General features: G+C 36.4%; 22 protein-coding genes and 1 pseudogene. 20 read left to right on the top strand and 3 right to left on the bottom strand.

The features are described from left to right. Positions 1–198 precede the first annotated feature (198 nt). From ACOZBY_RS01055 to ACOZBY_RS00975, 17 genes and pseudogenes are all read left to right on the top strand, one after another. The gene (locus ACOZBY_RS01055) at positions 199–2121 is read left to right on the top strand and encodes a phage tail tape measure protein (protein ID WP_422761282.1); all 1923 of its coding nucleotides are present in this window, start codon (positions 199–201) and stop codon (positions 2119–2121) included. Next, positions 2114–2797, top strand: a complete 684-nt coding sequence (locus tag ACOZBY_RS01050; RefSeq protein WP_036161043.1) for a LysM peptidoglycan-binding domain-containing protein — start codon at positions 2114–2116, stop codon at positions 2795–2797. The genes ACOZBY_RS01055 and ACOZBY_RS01050 overlap by 8 nt, the downstream gene beginning before the upstream one ends. Next, the gene (locus ACOZBY_RS01045; protein ID WP_139015321.1) at positions 2790–3752 is read left to right on the top strand and encodes an XkdQ/YqbQ family protein; all 963 of its coding nucleotides are present in this window, start codon (positions 2790–2792) and stop codon (positions 3750–3752) included. Before ACOZBY_RS01050 ends, ACOZBY_RS01045 begins: the two co-directional genes overlap by 8 nt. Before the next feature lies 1 nt (position 3753). Beyond that, on the top strand, positions 3754–4068 hold the full coding sequence (locus ACOZBY_RS01040; protein ID WP_012293477.1) for a DUF2577 domain-containing protein: 315 nt from the start codon (positions 3754–3756) through the stop codon (positions 4066–4068). Continuing rightward, entirely contained in the window at positions 4068–4472 is a 405-nt protein-coding gene (locus tag ACOZBY_RS01035; RefSeq protein ID WP_012293478.1) for a DUF2634 domain-containing protein, read from the top strand. Before ACOZBY_RS01040 ends, ACOZBY_RS01035 begins: the two co-directional genes overlap by 1 nt. Next, positions 4472–5557 carry a baseplate J/gp47 family protein gene (locus ACOZBY_RS01030; protein ID WP_012293479.1) on the top strand — a complete coding sequence of 362 codons (1086 nt, stop codon included), beginning with the start codon at positions 4472–4474 and terminating at the stop codon, positions 5555–5557. Before ACOZBY_RS01035 ends, ACOZBY_RS01030 begins: the two co-directional genes overlap by 1 nt. Beyond that, the gene (locus ACOZBY_RS01025) at positions 5550–6098 is read left to right on the top strand and encodes a putative phage tail protein (protein WP_012293480.1); all 549 of its coding nucleotides are present in this window, start codon (positions 5550–5552) and stop codon (positions 6096–6098) included. Before ACOZBY_RS01030 ends, ACOZBY_RS01025 begins: the two co-directional genes overlap by 8 nt. Continuing rightward, positions 6098–7210 (top strand): hypothetical protein, encoded by a 1113-nt coding sequence (locus ACOZBY_RS01020; protein ID WP_422761279.1) that lies wholly within the window; start codon positions 6098–6100, stop codon positions 7208–7210. The genes ACOZBY_RS01025 and ACOZBY_RS01020 overlap by 1 nt, the downstream gene beginning before the upstream one ends. An 11-nt stretch (positions 7211–7221) precedes the next feature. Next, positions 7222–7662, top strand: a complete 441-nt coding sequence (locus tag ACOZBY_RS01015) for a hypothetical protein (protein WP_422761277.1) — start codon at positions 7222–7224, stop codon at positions 7660–7662. 2 nt (positions 7663–7664) lie between these two features. Continuing rightward, positions 7665–7775 (top strand): CD1375 family protein, encoded by a 111-nt coding sequence (locus ACOZBY_RS01010; protein WP_422761275.1) that lies wholly within the window; start codon positions 7665–7667, stop codon positions 7773–7775. 125 nt (positions 7776–7900) lie between these two features. Further along, the gene (locus tag ACOZBY_RS01005) at positions 7901–8146 is read left to right on the top strand and encodes a hemolysin XhlA family protein (protein ID WP_012293483.1); all 246 of its coding nucleotides are present in this window, start codon (positions 7901–7903) and stop codon (positions 8144–8146) included. 12 nt (positions 8147–8158) lie between these two features. Next, on the top strand, positions 8159–8425 hold the full coding sequence (locus ACOZBY_RS01000; RefSeq protein ID WP_325881229.1) for a phage holin family protein: 267 nt from the start codon (positions 8159–8161) through the stop codon (positions 8423–8425). After that, a complete protein-coding gene (locus ACOZBY_RS00995) occupies positions 8422–9144 on the top strand; it encodes a peptidoglycan recognition protein family protein (RefSeq protein ID WP_422761273.1) in 723 nt (240 codons plus the stop codon). The genes ACOZBY_RS01000 and ACOZBY_RS00995 overlap by 4 nt, the downstream gene beginning before the upstream one ends. A 440-nt stretch (positions 9145–9584) precedes the next feature. Next, positions 9585–11006, top strand: coding sequence for a calcium-binding protein (locus ACOZBY_RS00990; RefSeq protein WP_422761271.1), 1422 nt, complete (start codon positions 9585–9587; stop codon positions 11004–11006). A gap of 206 nt (positions 11007–11212) precedes the next feature. Beyond that, positions 11213–12040, top strand: a complete 828-nt coding sequence (locus ACOZBY_RS00985; protein WP_422761269.1) for a M23 family metallopeptidase — start codon at positions 11213–11215, stop codon at positions 12038–12040. Between the two features lie 247 nt (positions 12041–12287). Beyond that, the gene (locus ACOZBY_RS00980) at positions 12288–12806 is read left to right on the top strand and encodes a helix-turn-helix domain-containing protein (RefSeq protein WP_332289071.1); all 519 of its coding nucleotides are present in this window, start codon (positions 12288–12290) and stop codon (positions 12804–12806) included. Positions 12807–12982: 176 nt separating this feature from the next. Continuing rightward, positions 12983–13499 (top strand): annotated as a pseudogene (locus ACOZBY_RS00975) (ATP-binding protein). Here ACOZBY_RS00975 and ACOZBY_RS00970 read toward each other — a convergent pair. Further along, entirely contained in the window at positions 13500–13814 is a 315-nt protein-coding gene (locus ACOZBY_RS00970) for a hypothetical protein (RefSeq protein ID WP_012293491.1), read from the bottom strand. It lies immediately after the preceding pseudogene. 278 nt (positions 13815–14092) lie between these two features. Between ACOZBY_RS00970 and ACOZBY_RS00965 the strand changes: the two genes are divergently transcribed. Continuing rightward, positions 14093–15694, top strand: coding sequence for a Na/Pi cotransporter family protein (locus tag ACOZBY_RS00965; RefSeq protein WP_012293492.1), 1602 nt, complete (start codon positions 14093–14095; stop codon positions 15692–15694). A gap of 293 nt (positions 15695–15987) precedes the next feature. On the opposite strand, the gene ACOZBY_RS00960 is transcribed toward ACOZBY_RS00965, so the two are convergent. Together ACOZBY_RS00960 and ACOZBY_RS00955 are read right to left on the bottom strand one after the other, a co-directional pair. After that, positions 15988–16848 (bottom strand): YitT family protein, encoded by an 861-nt coding sequence (locus ACOZBY_RS00960; RefSeq protein ID WP_012293494.1) that lies wholly within the window; start codon positions 16846–16848, stop codon positions 15988–15990. Between the two features lie 33 nt (positions 16849–16881). Further along, complete coding sequence (locus ACOZBY_RS00955; RefSeq protein ID WP_012293495.1) at positions 16882–17421, bottom strand: transcriptional regulator; 540 nt, start codon at positions 17419–17421, stop codon at positions 16882–16884. A gap of 188 nt (positions 17422–17609) precedes the next feature. Here ACOZBY_RS00955 and ACOZBY_RS00950 point away from each other — a divergent pair, with 188 nt between their 5' ends. Both ACOZBY_RS00950 and ACOZBY_RS00945 read left to right on the top strand, forming a co-directional pair. Then, positions 17610–17861, top strand: coding sequence for a PLD nuclease N-terminal domain-containing protein (locus ACOZBY_RS00950; RefSeq protein WP_036161050.1), 252 nt, complete (start codon positions 17610–17612; stop codon positions 17859–17861). Continuing rightward, a complete protein-coding gene (locus ACOZBY_RS00945; RefSeq protein ID WP_422761267.1) occupies positions 17845–18747 on the top strand; it encodes an ATP-binding cassette domain-containing protein in 903 nt (300 codons plus the stop codon). Before ACOZBY_RS00950 ends, ACOZBY_RS00945 begins: the two co-directional genes overlap by 17 nt. Positions 18748–18751: the final 4 nt, after the last annotated feature.

Here is an 18751-nt window from a genome sequence, read left to right as displayed (position 1 = left end):
CTACAGGGCTATCATTTATTTAATTTATGTCAATTTTGGAGTCTTGCAAATTCAACTATGCTGGAAAATTGAGTTGGAAACAATAGAAAACACATAGCTCTACTTAAGTTTAGGAAGAGTTAAAGTTTAAATTATTAAACAATAGCCATAAAAGCATCCTTCTCAAAGGATGCTTTTTTTATAAAGAGGTGAGAGTTCATGGCTACAATCCGTACGGCAATTCAAATTGATGATCGTTTAAGTAAACCAATTAAAGCCATGCATAATATGGTTTCCAGAATGGTCAATCAGTTGGAAGCTATGCATGCCGCTTCTGGGCAAATGATGGATATCTCTAGTGTTCAACTAGCTCAAAGAGAATTAGCTAAAACTGCTGAGCAATTTAACAGAGTTGAAATCGAAATTCGAAAAACTGATCACACCCTACAAAGTTTTAGCAACAATATTAGGGATGGTACTACAGCAGTTGGTGGATTATTAACTAAATTCAAGGAGATAGCAGGTAAATATTTAGATTTTCAAGTAGTTGGGAGAGTACTCTTGTCCAATGAAAATAACACCACATCAGGGTTAAATTTAATCAACAATGGTTTACAAACAACCGAGCAACCTTTAACACAAGCAATGGGAAGTGGAAACCTTCAAGGCCAGGATTTAAATAATGCATTTCAGTCTACGTCAAATGGTGTCCAAAATACTACGAATTACCTTAATGCTTTAATTGAGAAAATACGAGAAATAGCAAGTAGTGGTAAAATTTCTATGGCCGAGATAAGGAAAGCTGTCCTTGGTTTGGCTTTTGAGGGAATATTCGATGGGATTGTAAAAAGCGATCTTTTTAAGGAGCTCGTGCAAAATGCAGCTATTGCTATGGAGAAATTATCTTCAATTGTCTCTAGTACATTGAGTTTTTTTATACCCGATGGAAGTTTAAAAGATAGTTGGTCGTTTATAGTTCCTATAATAAGTACTGTTGCAGCAGCAATGTTGGTATACGAGTCTGCTTTACTACTAGTAAAAGCAGCAGAAATAGCCAGTACGATTTGGACTGGTCTAAGAACGCTTGCGATTGGATTATTAACGGCAACTACATGGACGAGTGTCTCTGCAACATCAGCCGCAACAGCTGCAGCATGGGGCTTAAATGCAGCGATAGCAGCCAATCCTATATTTATTTTAGTAATAGCCATTGTAATTCTTATTGGTCTTTTCTATTTAGCGGTAGCCGCTTTCAATTATTTTGCTGGGACCTCGGTTAGTGCTACAGGAATAATAGCTGGGGCATTCATGGTGTTAGGATCAATGATATATAATGTAATCGCCTATATGTGGAATATGTGGGCCTCTTATGTGGAATTTTTTGTGAATGTATGGAAAAACCCGATGTATTCGGTAAAGAAATTATTTTATAATCTAGCAACTAATATGTTAGATTTAATTATTTCAATGATTAGTGGATGGGATGGATTTGCTACAAGCTTTGTTAATGCTATTGTTGACGCAGTTAACTTTGCGATACAAGCTTGGAATTGGTTTGTGAAGCTATTACCAGAGAATATTTCATCTTCCGTAGGTTTAAAAGTGGGTACAGAGTATAGTCACCGAGAGTCCATTACAAGTGATCTAAAGGGTCTTAGAGGAATTTTGGATAACTGGGTTGGCGAAGCTCCTGATGATTATTGGGAAGCGCCCAAAATGGAATTTAAAGAATTAAGTAAGTCTTGGGATAAAGGATACAATTGGGGGGCCAATCTATTTCAATCAGGTGAAGAAAAAAGCAGCAATATTAAAGGTGATAAGATAAAAAATGACATTGAAAATGCGCTAGCGTTAGGTGACAAACTCGATAAAGGTAATGAGTTAGGTAAGAAAACAGCGGACAATACTGAGAAGGCAACGGAAGGTATTAAAATAATGAATGAGGATTTAAAGTATCTCCGTGATATAGCTGAACGTGAAGCAATCAATCGTTATACGACGGCAGAAATCAAAGTAGATATGAAAAATGAAAACCGAATTAGCAGTGAACTAGATATTGATGGCATTATTGATAGATTTGGTCAACGTGTTGAAGAAGTTTCAGGAATGCTAGCAGAAGGGGGTTCAATCGAAGATGTATAATTTTTTTCTAGATGGCTTACAGTTTCCTATCGCACCTTCCGAACTCACTTTGAAGATTAATGGCAGAAACGAAACAGTAGTGTTAATGAATGAGGGAGAAGTAAATGTAATAAAAAAAACAGGACTAACGAATATAGATTTTGAGGTATTACTGCCCAACGTCAACTACCCATTTGCTGTTTATCCAAATGGTTTTCAACCAGCTTCATTTTACCTTAGTAAACTAAAAAAATTAAAAATCTCTGACAAACCTTTTCGATTTCTCGTAAATCGTATGCTGCCTACAGGTAATTTATTATTTGACACAAACATGACTGTATCAATTGAGGATTATGAGATTAAGGAATCAGCCGATAATGGCTTTGATGTTATTGTACGAATCCAGTTAAAGCAATACAGGGAGTACGGCAATAAAAAAATCAACTTGAAACCAGCTACAAAAGCTAATAATGCAGGAAGTACAGCAAAGACCGCATCGAAAGCTGTAGTAGAGCAGAAGCGGCCAACTACAGGAAAAGAAACCCCAAAAACACATACTGTTAAAGCAGGAGAAACATTGTGGGCTATTGCTAAGAAGTACTTAGGTGATGGCTCTAAATACACCGAAATAGCAAAAATTAATAATATTAGCAATCCAAACGTAATTAAACCAGGGCAGGTGATAAAACTTGGCTAAATCAAAACTTTGTATCATGAGTAAGGCGCAACTATACGAATGTGCCGTAGAGGAAGGTATAGTGTGGGAAACACATCGAAAAGGCACTCCAGGAAAACTGACATTCAATGTAATTAAGGATGGTATGCTTAGCTTTCATGAGGGGGATGCAGTTACTTTCGAATATGACGGACACAAGATTTTCAAAGGTTTTGTCTTTACCAAGAAACGTTCGAATAACAGAATCATTACGGTTACTTGTTACGATCAACTTCGCTACTTTAAAAATAAAGATACCTATAGGTATGAGAATAAAACAGCTGCTCAAGTACTTAAAATAATTGCAAAGGACTTTAAGCTAAAGACCGGTACTATAGACGATACAAAGTATGTAATACCTTGTATGGTTGAAGATAATCAAGAACTGTTCACGGTTATGTCTAATGCCTTGGCTGAAACGACTCTCAATACTCAAAGGCTATTTGTGCTCTATGATGACTTTGGAGCTTTGAATTTACGTGAAGCTAAGGCGCTTCAAACCGATTTACTGATAGATGAAGAATCAGGTGAAACGTTTGAATATACTTCATCCATTGATGAAAACACGTATAACAAAATCAAGTTAGTACGTGAAAATAAAGAAACAGGTGAACGTGCTACTTACATGGCCGAAAGTGAAAGCAGGATGACCGAGTGGGGTGTTCTTCAGTTAACAGATAAGTTCGATGAAGGGGTAAATGGTAAGGCTAAAGCAGAAAGCATGCTTAAGTTTTATAATCGTAAATCGAGAAAGCTACACATTAATAAAGTATTCGGTAATCCAATTGTACGTGGTGGTAGTCAGGTAGCAGTACTCTTGTATGTTGGTGACTTATCAGTGGCTAATTTCATGATGGTTGAAAGTGTGAGGCATACCTTCAAAGAATCTAATTATAGTATGGATTTAACGCTGATTGGCGGTGATTTCATTGCGTAGTATGGAGGATATTTTAAAAGAAATTCAAAAACTTGTGTTGGGAGTTCTGAATGCCCAAAAGCTCGCTACGGTTATTTATGGCAATGTATTAAGAGTAGATCCACTAGAAGTTCAAATTGATCAGAAATTGACTTTAAAAGAAGAACAATTGAAGCTCACCCGTGCTGTAATGGACTATGAAGTAGAGATGGGTGTAGATGGTGGACCAGAGCAGATATATAAAATCTATAACGGCTTAAATACGGGTGACAAGGTGACGATGATCCGCGTGCACGGTGGTCAACAATACTTAATCATAGACAAAGAGGTGATTTGATGATTCCACAGGCCATAAACGATGGACTGACATTCGATTTTGAGGAAGAAATTGAACCTTCTAAGACATTTAAAATAAATAACGAATTAGATCGCTGTTATGGCACCATTGATGAACTAGAGGCCATGAAACAAGCGATTTTTTTTATGCTTAATATCGAGCGTTACGATCATTTAATTTATAGTTGGAACACAGGTTTTGAAACCAATGATTTAATTGGCCAACCAACAGTATATGTTGCCAGCGAAGTAAAACAACGCATTCAAGAGGCTTTATTACAAGATGACCGCATTACGAATGTCGATTCTTTTGAAGTAACAACCACTAAAAATAAAGTGCACGTTCAATACGTAGCCCACACCATTTTTGGTGAAATCACTGCAGAGAAAGAGGTGGATTATTAATGGTAGCAATTTTTGATTTAAATACTTCCTATGAGGATTTATTAGTTCAGAAACTTTCTAATGTACCAGCACAGGATAAACGAGAGACATCGTTGATTTATCAGGCAACAGCAGCCAATACTGCCGAGACAGCTCAAATTCTTTTTACATTGCTAAACTACGAAAATCAAATGTTCGCAGATACGGCCTCACGACAGAATTTAATAAGGCGGGCAGCTGAACGGGGACTTAGTCCAACGCCTGCAACGAAAGCTATACGCAAAGGAGTATTCAATATCGATGTTCCCTTAGGTGCACGTTTTTCGCAGGAAGAATGCAACTACGTAGTCCTTGAAAAAATCGAAAAAGGTATTTTTAAGCTGGAGTGTGAAACCGTAGGTGAGATTGGAAATTTTGAGACAGGACAACTAATACCGATTGATTACATTGCAGGTCTTGAGACAGCACAGTTAACGGATTTGTTAATTCCAGGAGAGAACGAAGAAGATACAGAAGCTTTTAGATCGCGTTATTTCAATAGCTTTGAAAGTATTTCGTTTGGAGGGAACCGCGCCGATTACAAAGAGCGAGTTGGAAATATACCAGGGGTTGGAGGTGCACGTATCTACCGAGCAAAATATGGAGGTGGCACTGTTGGCGTTACGATTATTGACTCTACTTTTTCGAAACCATCCAATGAATTAGTGGGGTTAGTACAACAGTTGATGGATCCATTAGATGCGCAAGGTGACGGAGTTGGCCTTGCTCCTATTGATCACAACGTTACTATTTCGGCTGTCAATGAAACAACAGTAAATATCATATCAACAATTACCCTGCAATCTGGTTGGTTTTTTGAGGATGTAGAGAATGCTATCCAAGAGGTAATTGATGGATACTTTAAGGAGCTCGCAGAACTTTGGGCGTCGGCAGTTACAAAACAAGAAGATGAAGCAGGGCTGATTATTCGTATAAGCCAAATTGAAACACGTATTCTTGGTATTAATGGAGTCATCGATATAGCTAACACAATATTAAATGGTAAGGCAAGCAACCTGGAACTTGATAAAGAAGCAATACCAAAGAGGGGGACTATAAGTGGCTAGAAAAGTGGATGTTTTAAGCTACCTCCCTCCTATCCTTCACGAAATCAAGGAACTTCAAAAGATTGCATCACTTGAAAATCCATCATTAGAGCGAGTATGGGAACTAACGGAATCGTTATTTAATAATCAATTTATCCTTGCCCTAGATGAAAGTGGTGCCCATCGTTATGAGAGAATGCTTGGTTTAATTACTAATGAATCAGAAACACTTGAAACACGTCGTTTTCGCATTTTATCACGATATCAAGAACAAGCACCGTATAGTTTTCCCGTTCTGAAACAGCTACTTGATAGCTTACTAGGGGAGGGAAAGTACGAGCTTACTCGCAGTACATCTGAAAAGTGGGTACGTGTAAAGCTGGAGTTAACCGTGTCTCGAGAATTTGAAATTGTAGAGGTATTACTAGAGCGAGTAACTCCACAAAACATGTTGGTGTATGTGGAAATTAGATACATCCAACATAGTGCACTGGCGCGCTTTACACACGCTCAATTGGCCGCCTATACACATAAACAACTGAGAGAGGAAGTGTTATCGTAATGTCTACTGACACTGTTAATTATGGTTTTAAAAAGGATAATGAAGATGAGTTTTATAATGTAAATGTGGTTAACGCCAATCTTGATAAGATTGATACGGAGATGAAACGTATTGAGGATACCATCCCAACTGTCAGCCCTACTGATTCAGTCAAATGGTTGGAAACAGTAGGAGGCACAGCGAACGCCTTAACTGCAAATGTTCCTGACATTGAAAGCTACAAAAATGGTCTAGCTGTATCATTTCCAGTTAATGCAAACAGTACAGCAGCAATGACATTAAATATAAATGGATTAGGTGCCATTCCTCTAAAAAAAGCGAATGGCACAGCGTTTAGTAATGCAAAGGCTAATGGTGTGTATACTGTTCGCTATCGTGCAGGGGCTTTTATCTTACAGGGTGAGAGTGAGGTGGAAATAGGAAAACAAATCATCACACCAAGTACAGTGAACCAAGCAATCACTCAAGGTGTACATGATGGCACGGGGTATGTACATGGTAGTACAAATCTAATGTCTCAAAACATCAAGAAAGGCGTAACAATATTCAATGTAAGTGGAACATATGAAGGGGAGTTAAGTGGCTACGATTCGTACTATCTAAGCCCGGTTACTAATGTTCCTAAAACCCAACCTTTTTACACAATTCCTATGACTGGTGGATACCGCATTGCACTCTTTATGCCTAATAATGGACCATCTGGATCAGGTGATAGGGATTACATGAATGGTGGCTCATATCCTACAATGGATTATAGACACATAGATCCGAATCCACGATATGGAACCAATGGATACCTTCAAATAATAGTTAATTCGTCAGATGGTAGATCATGGACATACAATTTCCCATTGGGATACAATCAATGGTTCCCATGGTTCTCAGTAATTCTGTCAGGTACTAGGCTAGATCTTAGAGCGTATTACGAATATGATAAACCTGTGATTGATGAGGTATATAACCGTGCCGCTAGTGCAGTTCATGTTAACACTACTTTGGCATATAGTGGTGTTAACGATATTTCAAGCATCCAATTCAAAATGTTCTGGGAGTACGATGGTGTGACTCATACATCAACGTCGGTACAAGGTATAGTACAAAAATACAAATAGGAGGGGCGTACATGATAGGATTTAAAGTATATTATGAAAATGCAACTGGTGAAGTTATTCTGACAATTCCAGAGAAACATAATCCAGGTGCTGTTGAGACTACACAAGAACAAGATTTCATTATGTTTGCCGTGCTTTCTGCAAGAAAGCCAGACACGGTTAACTTCATTCAGCTGCCTTATGGTAAATACCGCAGCGATTTTGAAATCGCAAATAGTTGGAAGGTTGATTTAAAGACAGGAAAGGTTCTATTTGAATATCCAAAATTCGAAATGCCTATATCTGAACAGATACATCTTTTACGACATGAAAATGAGGAACTAAAAGTTGAAAATCAAGTATTAAAGATTGCGTTAGCTGAATCAGCAGAAGTACAACAGCATGATAAAATGCTGAATCAATTAGCTTTAGCTGAACTAGTTGAAACATTAACAACTAAGGAGGTCTTATAATAATGGCTAAACTATATTGGGATTTAATTAAAATGAATTTGCGAACAATCGATCAGGTGCCGTTGTTATGGCGAGAAACTGTACAAGCATTACTTAATAGCGAAAACAAGTAAACGCAGCATAAGCTAGCGTTATTTTTTATGTGTTTTTTAAACTATGAAAGCAATGGAGATGAACTAGTGAATCTCGATGCTTCTCATATGGCTTTTTATTTTAAATAGGGCAAAGGATTGATGTCATGGGAGATGAATTAATCAGAAATATTTATGAACGCCTTGGAGGTATCGAGGCAAAAATTGATGATATTAGAGATATTCGTCAAACTGCGGATAACGCTAAGGATATCGCAGAGGAAGCATTAGCGAGTACTAAAAATGCTCACCATCGATTAAACAAAATTGATAAAATCGTTTGGTGGGTATCTACAACTATTATAGGCGCTGTTATTTTAGGATTGTTAACACTTGTTATCAAAACCTACTAGGGGGATCATACTATGGAATTTTTATATGATTATATTATTGAACAGGCGCTAATTGTAGTGCCTGTTTTATTGGTTATAGGACAGGTTTTAAAGAATACACCTAAAATGCAAGATTGGTTGATTCCCTATATTTTATTAGTAGTTGGGGTTACGTTTACAATCAGCTTGATGGGTTTCACTATGCAAAGTATTGTACAAGGGGTTCTTGTAAGTGGAGCTGCTGTTTTTAGCAATCAATTATATAAACAATACTCAGATAAAGAGGGTAATGGAAAATGAGTTATGTCATTGAAAAGCGATTCATGTCAGGACTACCAAACTATGCTTTAACTGCAGTCAAATACGTCATTGCCCATGAATCGGGCAATGCAAATAATTGTGGCCCGAACGCTCTAGAAAATGAAATAACCTTTATGAATCGTAATAAAGCAAATGCCTTCACTTCCCATTGGGTAGGAGGTGGAGGACGTATTGTACAAATTGCCCCCGTGAATCGCGTGCAATATGGTTGTGGGCCTAAAGGGAATCCATTTAGCTTTGCCCAAGTAGAACTAGCTCGAACCAATAATAAGGAACAGTTTGAAAAAGATTACGCGGCTTATGTTTGGCTATTAAGAGAGCTTGCAAAAGATGCTGGAATCCCTACTATACTTGATGGTAGTGGCAATGGTATAAAGTCACACCGCTGGATCACAGATCATTTAAAAGGTACGACACATCGAGATCCATTTTCATATTTGATGATCATGGGGATATCAGAGGGTCAATTTAAAAACGATATTTTGAATGGTATGGATTTACCACAACAAATTGAAAAGGATGATGGGTGTATGAAATTTACAAATGAGACAACAAAAGCTGCAGTACGTGATTTAATCAAACAAACCGTAGACAAGAAATTAATAGACAAATCGTGGCTAGATAAATTCGATGCGGGTACATTAACTGGCGGAGATTTTGAAGGATTAAAAATCATCATTACACAACGGAGCACTTAATAGCAGAAGCCTGTTACCCTAATTGCAAAAGGGCGTATGAATTCTTATTTTTGAAATATGAGGTGTTGTGGTTTCCAATTTGGATTCGATGAGAGACTGTATATCATATGAAGAATTTCGAAATAATTGGGTTGAAAACAACAGTGAATGGTTTAATGAGGATAAGAAATTGCAACATTGGAATTACAAGAACCCAATTCTAAAACAATCAAACTATCTAGTAAGAATTTAAAAAGACCGGGTCTCAAATTTTGAGCCTAGGTTTTTTGTTTTTTATTATGAAATTCCTATATACAAGTTGCTGCAATCGTATTTTTTCTTTTATTTAACTTTAAATGTATAAATTACCTTGTAAAATAAGAACATTTGTTCTATGATAAAAATAAGAACAAATGTTCTTAAAAGGGAGCTTTTTATTAAAACATAAGGGGATGATAACTTTGGCATTTACAGTCAAAACAGAAGCAGAGAAGATTTTTACAAATTTAATGGGAACAGGAGCTAGTCGATTACCAACAGATCCTGTAGGAGCTGATAATCGAGCAAATTTTCATGGTATTTTTGAAAATAATCCAGCACCAACATCTGAATTACAAATTCAACGAGCGGGAAGTCAGTTACTTTTTTTAACTGCACTTTACCCAAATGCATCAACATCTACAGTGCGAACAAACATATTGGCACGTATTCATCGCATCTTAAATAGATATGCGTCTAATATTGTGAATTATAAAGGAGATGGACTAGCTGGTGGATTAGGTCCTATGGGTCTTTATTCAGCATACGCTTTAGCAAATGATGGAGGATTTGATTACGATCGAGCTGGTACAACAGTTGTAACAAGAACACAATTACTAACTTATTTGAACACATACTTAAAACCTAATCTCTTAGAAAATGCACTGGCTATACGTTTAAAAGAAGGAAAATTGGATAAGGATTATCGGACTGTTGTCTCAAATCACACTCATTTCAATGGTACAAACCATGCTTGTTTTGCGTTAAATGGAATGATTGTTCAATTAGGAGCTAAGTTCTTTATTCATACGGCTATTAAAGGGGCCGGGAATACTATTTACACTGATTTTAATGCTTTCTTTAACACTTTAGCCATTAATTTACGTACTAAATTTGGTAATACCCGATTGAATAATGGTCTAACTGAATTGTGTTTACCTATAGGTGGTGGTATTTACAAAGACAGTATTGCCTATGGTTCATATGCTCAAGTAAGAGGTTACTTCCCAGCGGCTGGATATAATTCACTTATCGTAATGGGGCTTAATTTTGCAGCGAGAGCCTACCGTTGTGCAGAGCTACGTTTATCCGCCACAGCTCCACAATTAAGGAAAGTAGTTGCTTTACCTACTCATGTATGTTCATCAGTCGCTACAGAATTAGCCAATTATTATAAAACATACACAGCTTATTCTAATCAAGCTTTTGAATTAGGTGGACCTAAATTTGTTGCATTAGGTGCAAGTGAAGATAATGGGTGGCTAAAGGTGGCTAAAGATTGGTATGACTATCAAAAACCTCCGCAAGTAGTGTCGAACTATTTAGAAGGTGTATTTGGTAAAGATACGCCTACAAGTTCAGGTCTCTTTTTAAATCTTGCTTATCAAGATGCTTACGATCCAATTTCTGTAACTTCTTATCTCTATTCAATGACTTGGAATGGAGATCATACTTTGGTTAATACGACTATCGGGAATGCAATTAAAGCGAAGTCAGGAACATCTTTAGCTAGCCCATATTATGTTGCGTCAGCTCATGTTGGTTTCAAAGCAAATGCTGGGGCATCTCGAGTACTTCAGGGCTTAGCTGGTGCCATGAATAATGGAATAACAACACTTAATTAACAGAAAGAATCACTAAGTTATTGACGAAAGAATTTATTTAAAAATTTAAGCCCATTAGCTTAATTGGTAATGGGCTTTTTCTATTAAATCGGTATTATTTTCAGTATTTATCTTTGGTATTACTTAATTATTACTTAAAAAATATCAATATATTATTCAATCTAATACTACTAAAATATAGGAAGTTCAAAAAAGGAGAATGTTTGATGAAACAGGTATTTATAAAACCAGCTGAAGGTATTTATACAAGCCTTTATGGCATGAGAAGTGGTTCAATGCATTATGGAGTTGATATCGCAAATAGTAGCTCCAATGTACCAGTACATGCTTCCTCTGCGGGTGTGATTAACAAAGCCGTTGGTGGTTGTTCAAATAATGGCTCTATCGGTAATACATGTAATGGCGGTTATGGAAACTATGTAATAGTTCGACACAGTATTGATGGGAAAACATATGATACACTTTATGCTCATTTACAATCTATTAGTGTCTCTGTTGGTCAAACTGTCAATCAAGGTGATAAAATTGGTGTTATGGGGAACAGTGGGAGTTCAACTGGTCAACACGTGCATTTTGAAATATATGAAAAAGCACGAGTGTCTCAATCAGAGGCCGTAGATCCTATGCCTTATTTAAACGGGGACAAGCCAACAGTTAGCTACCATACGTATGATGGAACTTGGGCAACGATTACAATTACTCAGAAGGCAAATGTGTTCAAAAATGTTGGCTATGAAATTATCGGTCAACTTGAAGCTGGTGGAAAATACAAAGTGTATGGTCAAAGAGAGTATGCAGCTGATGGAACTCTATTCTATAATGTAGGGTCTGGTTATGTTCACCATGCTTACGGAACTATTGCTAATCACCATGCAACTATTACATCTACTATTAATACGTATAGCACTCCTAATGGAGCGTTTAAACGTCAATTAGCACCAGGAACTTATAAAGTACATGCCGCCAAAGATGGTTGGTACAATTTAGGTGCAGAATGGGTTAAAGCGGATCAAGTATTAGTAACTAAAAACTAAATTCAAAAGATAATTAATATGATTAAAGACTTGCCTAGCAATGATGTCGGTCTCTTTCTGTTAGTAATTTTAATGACAGGATGGAAAAAATTAAAAGGATTATCAAAAGAGACCTATCAATAATTATGTAATTTATAGTTAAACAATGTCATGAATCACTATTAAACAAAATTTTTAAAAAACAGGGTCTCATTGAACTGCCCCGTAAAAGTTAGACATCAATCTAACTTTTACGGGGGTTTTTTTTATGGCAAAAGTAAGTGTTGAACAACGTATTCCAGCAGTTCAACGATATTTAAATGGAAATGAACCTTTGATCGAAATTGCGAAAGATATCGGTGTGATAGCTCAGGTTGTCAGCGAATGGGTTCGCCGTTATCAAAAAAATGGCGTAGAGACTTTCTTAACGTCCTATACAAACTATTCAGCTGACTATAAAATGAATGTACTTAATTATATGAACGAGACAGGTACATCTTCGAGAGACACAGCTGCACTATTCAATATTTCATCTTCTGGCATGATTCGGAATTGGAAGTTGAAGTTTGAAGTTGGTGGTTATGATGCCCTTGTTTCTAAGAAAAAGGGGCATCCATCTATGAAAAAAGAGACAAAAAGAACAACGAAATCAACACCAGCTGAAGGATCTGTTGAGGCGTTAGAAGCACGAATTAAACAATTAGAAATGGAGAATGCGTACTTAAAAAAGTTGAATACTTTAGTTCAAATGCAAGAAAAATTACCAATCAAATCAAAGCGCAAGTAATTTATGAACTAAAGGAAATCTATGAAGTAGTGGAATTAAACAAAGTTGCTGATATTCCATGTAGTACGTATTATTACTGAGAGAAGCGTTTGAATCGTCATGATAAATACGCTGATGTGAAAGTCGCAATTCAGTCCATCTATCTGAATGCCATTGGCATAAAGTGTAAAGTCCGCATGAAGAAATATCGTTCGTATAAAGGTAACGTCGGAAAAATTGTCCCAAACATATTACAACGCGATTTTACAGCGAAAAAAATGAACGAGAAATGGGTAACAGACGTGACAGAGTTCCATCTATTTGGTGAGAAACGTTATTTATCACCCGTCCTTGATTTATGTAATGGCGAAATCATTGCATACACGGTCATGAAGCGTCCAGGCCAGGATGAAATTGCGTTATTAACCCATAACATTAATCAAATGTCAGAAGAAATTATGACCAGTATTGTCATGGAAAGAAAAGTTGAGCAGCAAAAGAATGACCTCATTACAAACGTTTCTCATGACCTAAGAACACCGTTTATTTGAAAGGTTTTATAAAAAGGATCCATCAAGAACAAATGTAATGGAGGGCTCGGGGCTTGGACTAGCGATTGCCAAAAGCATCGTGGAGCTTCACGGAGGAACAATTCACGCAAAATACAAGAACGAAACATTGTACCTTATTATCTCACTGCCCTTTACGGCGTAACTAATTTGTCCAAAGTGGATAAATGGTTATAGCATGATGTGGTTGTTCATGGCTGGCAAGCATATCCTGCATGGCAGCTAAGAAAGCAGTGTTTTTAATTAATATTTGAATTTCTGTCTGTTTGTATTGCTTTTGAAAATCAGTAATATAATCTCTAATGATTGAAAGGTTGTAGTGACTGTTAATTTCCACTTCAACGAAAAATGGCAATGTTAAATCAGGAAGCTTGGTACTACCACCGCGGCGAATCCAAACAGCTTCTTGTACATAATAACGGATGGGTAGTTGACGGTTACTGGCAATAAAAATATCCATAAAAAGCCCCCTTCTATGTCTATTTCAAGCCTAAAGGAAAATTCCTCAGTCGTCAAAAGAAAACATGTGGAAATCTTAACAGTGATTTTCTCATGTTTTTTTGTTTGCTTTTTGTTGAATTTTGTTTGATTATGTCCGTTTTTTGGACTAATTGTAAAGGTAGTGTAAACATTTATTTAATCCATTGTAAATGATATGTACAGAAAGCTTAAAACTATTAATAATAAAGTCTGACAACAAGGAAAGGGTTGAATAGATTGGATATCAATATACAGGAGATGATTTTCCAATTTCTTGGAGGGTTAGGCTTATTTCTTTTTGCTATTAAATTTATGGGAGATGGTTTACAGAAGGCTGCTGGTGACCGTCTACGAGATATTTTAGATAAATTTACTACAAACCCATTAATGGGTGTACTAGTGGGTATTATTGTTACGGTTCTTATACAGTCCAGTTCAGGAACCACTGTTATTACAGTAGGACTAGTAAGTGCTGGACTTATGAAATTGCGCCAAGCAATCGGCGTTATTATGGGTGCCAATATTGGTACAACTATTACTGCCTTTATAATAGGGATTGACGTAGGTGCATATGCATATCCCATTATGGCAGTGGGTGCCATTTGCTTATTTTTCTTTAAGAAAAGTATCATTCAAAATATTGGACAAGTACTTTTCGGGTTTGCTGGTTTATTTATTGGTTTAGAGCTCATGAGTGGTGGGATGAAGCCTCTTCGAGATTGGCAGCCATTTATAGATTTGACTATCCAAATGTCCGATGTACCGATTTTAGGTGTATTAGTAGGTACAATATTCACTTTAATTGTTCAATCTTCCTCTGCTACAGTTGGTATTTTACAAGGACTTTATGCTGAAGATTTAATTTCTTTACACGGAGCATTACCTGTTTTGTTTGGTGATAATATTGGAACAACCATTACTGCTATCTTAGCTGCCTTAGGTGCTTCTATAGCAGCAAAAAGAGCTGCTGCCACTCATTTACTATTTAACGTAGTGGGTACGATTATCTTTATGCTGATACTTGGCTTATTTACGAACTACGTAGAATGGATTGCTGGATTGCTTAATTTAGAACCAAAAATGCAAATAGCCTTTGCTCATGGAACTTTTAATGTCATTAATACGCTCGTTCAACTGCCGTTTATTGGCGTTTGGGCATATGTCGTAACAAAATTAATTCCTGGTGAAGATTCAGTCATCGAATATAAACCAAAATTTTTGGATAAAAATTTAATTGTTAAGTCACCTTCAATTGCACTAGGCCAAGCAAAAATGGAAGTCGTGCGTATGGGGGAATATAGTATTCTAGGATTAGAAGAAACGTTAACGATTTTAAAAACAGCTGACACAAAATTGGTAGGCAAGGTCGAACAATTGGAAGAAGCTATCAATAACTTAGATCGTCAATCTACAGAATATTTAATAGAGCTATCAAAGCAATCTCTATCGAACCATGATTCTCAGCTGCATCATGCTTTGTTTGACAATATTCGTGATATCGAGCGAATTGGTGACCATGTAGAAAATATTATCGAGCTTCTACAATACAAAGATAGTAATCGCGTCCGCTTAAGCGATCAAGCGCTGAAAGAGTTAGAAGATATGTTCATTTTTACATTAGCGACTGTAAAAATGGCTATCGAATCTCTCGACAAACAAGATCGATCTTTAGCACAGCAAGTGGTTGAAAAAGAAAATGAAATAGATAATATGGAGAGACGTTTACGTAAATTGCATATTAAGCGATTAAATGAAGGCGTATGCTCAGGTTCAGCAGGCATTGTATTTGCAGATATCGTCAGTAATTTGGAAAGAATCGGAGATCATGCATCCAATATAGCGGAAACTGTTATTTCCTAAAATGGAGCTGTTCAGTAGCGTGAAAACTACTGAATAGCTTTTTAATTGGCGTTCAATGGGATGGATAAGACATCCAAAATGGTGGATAAAGCCTTGAAAGTGACGGATAGAATCGTAAATGTAGGGGATAAAGCCTTGAAACCAATAGCTATCCATATTCATTAGTTGGTGCTGTAATAGTCGTAATCATAGGGGCGTTGAGTTTATGAGGTGGAGTAAAGTACGAGTATGAATAGTTTCTCTTAAAATGAAAAAAGTAAGTAAGACATGGTTGCGTCTTACTTACTTTTACTTTAATGGATATCTCTTTTCTTAAAGTTACCGCCACGAACTTCTGAAACATCAGAAATCACAACAAAGGCACCTTCATCAATATCTTTAATAATAGAAACTAGCTTGTTTTCTTCCATACGGTTAATGACACAGTTTAAAATTTCAGTTGGTTCATTGGAGAAGCCACCACGTCCATGTGTATAGGTAACACCACGTCCGAGACGAGCTTGGATTGCGTCCCCAATCTCCTCAGATTTTGCACTAACTACACGGACTTCTTTTGATTTCTCTAAACCAACCTGGATAATATCGATAACATTTTTCGCAATATAATATGTTAACGCTGAGTATAAAGCGCTCTCTAAGCCAAAGATAAAGCTTGCCCCTAAGAAAATAAAGGCGTTGATAAATAAGATAATATCGCCGACTGAAAATGGAATTTTACGTGATAGTAATACGGCTAAAACCTCCGAACCATCTAAAGCGCCACCGTTACGTAAGACAATCCCAATACCTACACCAAGCAGCATACCACCAGATAAGACAATTAGTAAGGGATCATTCGGTCCTAAAATGGTTTTAACATCATGTAAAAGAACCGTGGAAATGGATAATGCTGCGATACCAGCACTACTCATTAAGGCAAAGGTTTTTCCAACCTGCTTATAACCGATATAGACGAATGGGATATTTAGTACAAAGAGCAGTAAGCCTAATGGAATTTCAAATAGGTGAGCTCCCATAATACTGAGACCTGTTACACCACCATCAATAACAGCATTTGGAATCAATACAGCCTCTAGCCCGTAAGCAGCAATAACTGCCCCAATAATAATCATAATGAATTTTCGTGTGTTTTCTAGTGACTTTCCTTTTTTCATAAATCTTCTCCATTTCTTTACGTAAAATATTACTTAAGGTTTTGGAATAATATTTATAGCAATTGTTTTAGTCTCCGAACCTTTACTTGAGTCGGCCATATTATAGTATTTAGTTAATAAAGCGTTTAATTCATCATCAAAATTCTTGAATTGATCAACTGATAACGTCAAGTCAATAAAAGAAAAAGTAGCTAAATCTGCGGTACTTTCTTTTTCATCAAGTGAATGTAAATAATTTTGATATTGAGATAGTAGCGCTAATTGATAGTAGGAAATGTAATTTAATTTTTGCTTGGTTTTGAGCTGTGTCCACTCCTCCTTACTAAGTTTTGCTGCCCCTTCATTTAATGCATAGAACTTCTCTGTAACAGAACGTACTTTTCGCTCCTTCACAATTTTTATGACGTTTTCGTCCACTAAAATTTGGATATGTCGATATAAAGTAGCTTGCGGTACATCCTTAATGACTGAAATCATCTCCAAAGTGCTTAAGCCTTCTTCTTTATTGTGCATTAGAGCTTGTAAAATTTTCATTCTCACAGGGTGCATTAATACCTCTGCTTTATTGCGCATAAACCGATCCTCCTAATAAATGAATGAGATGGTATCAAGGAAAGCATTCGAATGTTCTCAAATTGAGAACATTATCAAAAAATATATTATAGGTTTTTTTTGGGGGTGTACAGTAAAAAGGTAATGTAATTTTTTTACGCTTATGTTATCATTATTGATAATGATAATGAATGGTGGGCTATAAATTTATGAAATTACACTATGGTTTTGAAGACTTAGGTCAAATGGATTGGGCAAGCATACTACCAATCCTTTTACCTTTTTTATTCGTAGGTTTTTTACTTATCGTTGTTGCACTTGTCGATCTATATCGGCACCGAGAAACGAGAGAAAATATACTAATGTGGGCAATTATTATTTTGTTCTTCAATACAATTGGTTCGGTTCTATATTTTGTAATAGGTAGAAAGGATGTAAATAAACATGCGCTTAGAAATTAATAATATTACAAAAAAATTTAAATATAAAACTGCCGTGAATAATTTTTCATTAATTATAGATACGAATGAATGTGTAGGGCTTATTGGATCAAATGGAGCAGGGAAATCCACATTAATTCAAATCATTGCTGACATTCTTTATGCAGATGAAGGAAACATCGTGCTTGATGGACAAAAAATTTCAAAGATGAAAAATCAAATTGGTTATTTACCACAGTACCCTAATTTCTTCTCGTGGATGACAGCATTTGAAACGCTATCCTTTATGGGGACACTTTCTGGCATATCAAAAAAACAATTACAAAAGGACATTCCAATTCTTTTAGAAAAGGTGGGCTTAGGGAAAGAAGCGCATGTTCATGTCGGAACATTTTCTGGAGGTATGAAACAGCGTCTTGGCATCGCACAAGCTTTATTACACAAGCCAGCTTTAATAATTATGGATGAACCGGTATCAGCACTAGATCCAATTGGTAGACGTGAGGTGTTGAATTTATTAAAACACATCAAAAAAGAAACGACCATATTACTCTCTACACATATATTAGGCGATGCGGAGGAGGTTTGTGAGCGCTTTGTGGTCATTAAAAATGGTTACAAAATAGAAGATGCGACAAAATTAGAGTTACTGAATCGCTACCAAGACTCAGCTATCTTTATAATGATTCAAAAGAAAGATGTTAAGTGGCTAAAAACGATTGAACAGTTACCGTATGTAAAGAAAATCGAAGGTTGTGGTGATGGCTTTAAAGTATATGTCAATCAGTTGGAAGCGGATGCCCATCGATTACTACAGTACGGATTGGATTCTAACGTGATATTTACAAAGTTTAATCTTGGCGTTCAAGAAAGCTTAGAAGAAATATTTTTAGAATTGGTGGTGTAGCGGG

The organism is Lysinibacillus sp. NPDC056220 (genome assembly GCF_049315265.1).
GTDB classification, from domain to species: Bacteria; Bacillota; Bacilli; order Bacillales_A; family Planococcaceae; genus Lysinibacillus; species Lysinibacillus pinottii.
This window is presented reverse-complemented; position numbering and strand designations above follow the sequence as displayed.